6 protein-coding genes are annotated in these 2,769 nt (G+C 41.1%); 2 read left to right on the top strand and 4 right to left on the bottom strand.

Features of this window, described 5'->3' with window-relative positions; genetic code table 11:
- Positions 1-388: 388 nt before the first annotated feature.
- Positions 389-604: a type II toxin-antitoxin system HicB family antitoxin gene (locus GXZ17_RS08365; protein ID WP_409376833.1), complete on the top strand. Its 216-nt coding sequence runs from the start codon at positions 389-391 to the stop codon at positions 602-604.
- Entirely contained in the window at positions 604-825 is a 222-nt protein-coding gene (locus tag GXZ17_RS08370; protein ID WP_409376834.1) for a type II toxin-antitoxin system HicA family toxin, read from the top strand. Before GXZ17_RS08365 ends, GXZ17_RS08370 begins: the two co-directional genes overlap by 1 nt.
- Here GXZ17_RS08370 and GXZ17_RS08375 read toward each other — a convergent pair.
- From GXZ17_RS08375 to GXZ17_RS08390, 4 genes are all read right to left on the bottom strand, one after another.
- Positions 793-951: a hypothetical protein gene (locus tag GXZ17_RS08375; protein ID WP_409376838.1), complete on the bottom strand. Its 159-nt coding sequence runs from the start codon at positions 949-951 to the stop codon at positions 793-795. The genes GXZ17_RS08370 and GXZ17_RS08375 overlap by 33 nt on opposite strands.
- Complete coding sequence (locus GXZ17_RS08380) at positions 948-1,163, bottom strand: hypothetical protein (RefSeq protein WP_409376835.1); 216 nt, start codon at positions 1,161-1,163, stop codon at positions 948-950. Before GXZ17_RS08380 ends, GXZ17_RS08375 begins: the two co-directional genes overlap by 4 nt.
- 137 nt (positions 1,164-1,300) lie before the next feature.
- A complete protein-coding gene (locus tag GXZ17_RS08385) occupies positions 1,301-1,624 on the bottom strand; it encodes a hypothetical protein (protein WP_409376836.1) in 324 nt (107 codons plus the stop codon).
- Positions 1,625-1,637: 13 nt separating this feature from the next.
- The gene (locus GXZ17_RS08390; RefSeq protein ID WP_409376837.1) at positions 1,638-2,033 is read right to left on the bottom strand and encodes a hypothetical protein; all 396 of its coding nucleotides are present in this window, start codon (positions 2,031-2,033) and stop codon (positions 1,638-1,640) included.
- Between the last annotated feature and the right edge of the window lie 736 nt (positions 2,034-2,769).

Consider the following 2,769-nt stretch of genomic DNA (forward strand, 5'->3'; position numbering starts at 1 on the left):
CACCCCACCCACCGCGGTGGGGTGATTTTTTATATGCAGCTGCTATGCCTCCTCGCTTTTTTCCAATAACGCCATTTGGCATAGCCTTGGTAACTCGTCCTCTCTCGGTAAAAGCCTTTGGATTCCCACCTCTTCGTCACCCCGGCAATCTTTAAGCCGGGGTCCATGGTTTTTAAGAATATTTGGATTCCCGCCTAAATTTCAGGAATGACGGCGGGGGAAGAAAGAGCATCTCCCTCAGTGCTTGCAATAGCAGTTTTAGGGGATATTGGGTCCTTTCTTCTGATCTTTTGCTTGCGTGTATGTCATTATATGAGCATTAAGAAAGAGCAGAGCGCATAACAGCAGATAGTAAAAACACTTTCAAATGAAGTGAGGTGAGAAAAAAATGCGACAGTTGAAAATAATAATTGAAAAGCACCCTGAGGGATATGTAGCATACCCTTTGGGGTTAAAAGGTGTAGTGGGTGGCGAAGGTGATACTTATGAGGAGGCACTGGCGGATGTGAAATCAGCTATCCAGTTTCACATGGAAACCTTCGGGATGGAGATTTTTGAAACCGAGGAGATTATAGAAACCTTTGTTGCAGAAGTGGCCGTGTGATGAGATTCCCCAGAGATGCCCCCAGGAGAAAAGTCATAAAAACATTAGAAAGTCTCGGATTCAGAATAGTCAGGATGGGAGAACATATTTCAATGGTGAGAGAAAATCCAGACGGCACTAAAACTCCTCTAACCCTGCCGAATCATGAGAGGATAAAAGGTTCGACATTAAGGGTAATTTGCCTGCCGTCAAGCTGGAATAAAAAGAGAAGATATTTTTAGCTCACGAACTACATCCTCACTTGTTATTAGGTCAATCTCCATAACATTCAGCAACTTAGCCTCGTTACCTTCAAAGAAAATACCTGATAAAAGAATGTTGGTATCCAGAAATACTTTATATCTCATTCTCTTATTTTTTTAAGTTCTTCAACCATTGAATCCTCAGATATGCCCTCTTTTTTTGCCAGCCATCTTAGATATGATCTACTTTTCTCAGCATATGCTTTCCTGAGAGCAGCATTTATCGCCTCCGATATATCATTAAATATACCAAGCCGTACCTCTTCTTCGATTTTTTCATACAAATCATCAGGTATATCTGTAGATACCTTAGGCATTTTTATCACCTCCCTTAAAGGAGACCTCCCTTTTTCCCCATACTCTACCAACTCAGGAAATTAAGCATATAGCTTAACTAAAATTTTGAGAGCCGTGGAATTTTTCTATCTTAATTATAATAATCAAAGGGGCTATGTCAAACTGCAGTAGCCTGTCCTCTTTTCTCAACCTGGACAAGCTTTTCTAAATACCACCACCAATGAGAGGGAGAAGCTTTTACTCGCTGCCTCGCCTCAGCAAGATCTACAACCTGGGATAGACTCTCATAAAAACCACTTGCGTTTTTGAGAAAGACACTATCTGCTTCCTCAAGCCTTTTCTTTTCCTCTTCGGTTAACTCAGCCTCCAATTCCGCAATTTGGCTACGGATATCGAGTAGCTCCAAGACCTCAAAGCCGCTTACCTCAGGATGTTGCACGCCAAGCACATAATCCTTTAGCAACTTTCCTCTTTCTTTCATCTTAATACCTCCCTTATCTTTCTAATACCTCCCTTATCTTTCCCACCAATTTGAATCCTCTTTTTTCTATATAATCATCAATACCCCGGGGAGGAAATGCCGTCTCCATTATCCCATCCTTGCTGAAAATGACAATCCAGTCAACTTTGTGAACCTTACCTCTTACAGCATAATATCGTTTCACTCCGAATTCGTATAGATAGACTATATTATCATCATCTTCAATCAGCTCATAAATCAAGGTGTTGTAATCCTCTAACAAGGAATGTCCAGGCAGATGACCCATCGCTTTCCTTTTCTCCAGATGTTGAATATCTTTTCCAGACTTCCAGCGGAGTTTCTTTCGCAGGGCACCAAGCGCAGACGAAGCTTCTAAGAGATATTCCTTTGGAATTTTGTCATACTTCATACTCTTTCACCAGTGATTGCATACATCTCTTTGAGTAACCCCTGAACAACCACAGAATTATCAAAAACCTTTCTTTTTAATTCTATCACAAAGTGTTTTGTTTTCCACAGGTATCTTAAGTTCAAGAATCAATAAATAGATTACTTTGCTGAAGGAAATATAGTTAACCGCAAAAATCACAGCAATGGAATCTCTTCCAGTGTTTTTTCTTCCTACTTCTTGCGAGAGGAATTCTTTTTTCTCCTTCGCCCTTGAATTCCCTTCCCTCTCTCCTCACCCTTCTCGGGAGAGGGTCAGGGTGAGAGTGAATCAACTATGAGGGGGTTTCACCCCCTCATAACCCCCAAAAAAGAAAAGAACAGCCTACGGCGTAAGTAAAAAAGAAAAAGATTAAAAAATGTGAGAATGAAAGGCTACTAAGGAAGAAAAAGCGTCTTCCTCAGTATAAGGGGGAAAGAATTCCCCCTTATAAACCTCCTTCTTGTTCGTCACCCCGGCAATCTTTAAGCCGCTTTTAGCCTGCCCCTGAATGGTTCTATCAGGGGTCCATGGTTTTTAAGAATATCTGGATTCCCGACCAAAGATTTCAGAAACGACGGGGAAAAGGGGGATGCTACATCAGGCAAAAAACCCCCGATATAAAAAGAGACGGAATATTACAACAATTTTGTGGTTGGCAAAAGTGATGGGAGAAAATATGTAGCCTTCATTAGCTATTATTGTGACTGTCTAATAC

This window comes from Candidatus Sordicultor fermentans, assembly GCF_012728195.1.
GTDB classification, from domain to species: domain Bacteria; phylum Atribacterota; class Atribacteria; order Atribacterales; family Caldatribacteriaceae; genus Sordicultor; species Sordicultor fermentans.

What these genes read in the sequence shown, in the direction of transcription:
- GXZ17_RS08365 (WP_409376833.1), top strand. Translation starts at nt 389, where the DNA reads ATGCGACAGTTGAAAATAATAATTGAAAAGCACCCTGAGGGATATGTA.
- GXZ17_RS08370 (WP_409376834.1), top strand. Translation starts at nt 604, where the DNA reads ATGAGATTCCCCAGAGATGCCCCCAGGAGAAAAGTCATAAAAACATTA.
- GXZ17_RS08375 (WP_409376838.1), bottom strand. Translation starts at nt 951, where the DNA reads ATGAGATATAAAGTATTTCTGGATACCAACATTCTTTTATCAGGTATT.
- GXZ17_RS08380 (WP_409376835.1), bottom strand. Translation starts at nt 1,163, where the DNA reads ATGCCTAAGGTATCTACAGATATACCTGATGATTTGTATGAAAAAATC.
- GXZ17_RS08385 (WP_409376836.1), bottom strand. Translation starts at nt 1,624, where the DNA reads ATGAAAGAAAGAGGAAAGTTGCTAAAGGATTATGTGCTTGGCGTGCAA.
- GXZ17_RS08390 (WP_409376837.1), bottom strand. Translation starts at nt 2,033, where the DNA reads ATGAAGTATGACAAAATTCCAAAGGAATATCTCTTAGAAGCTTCGTCT.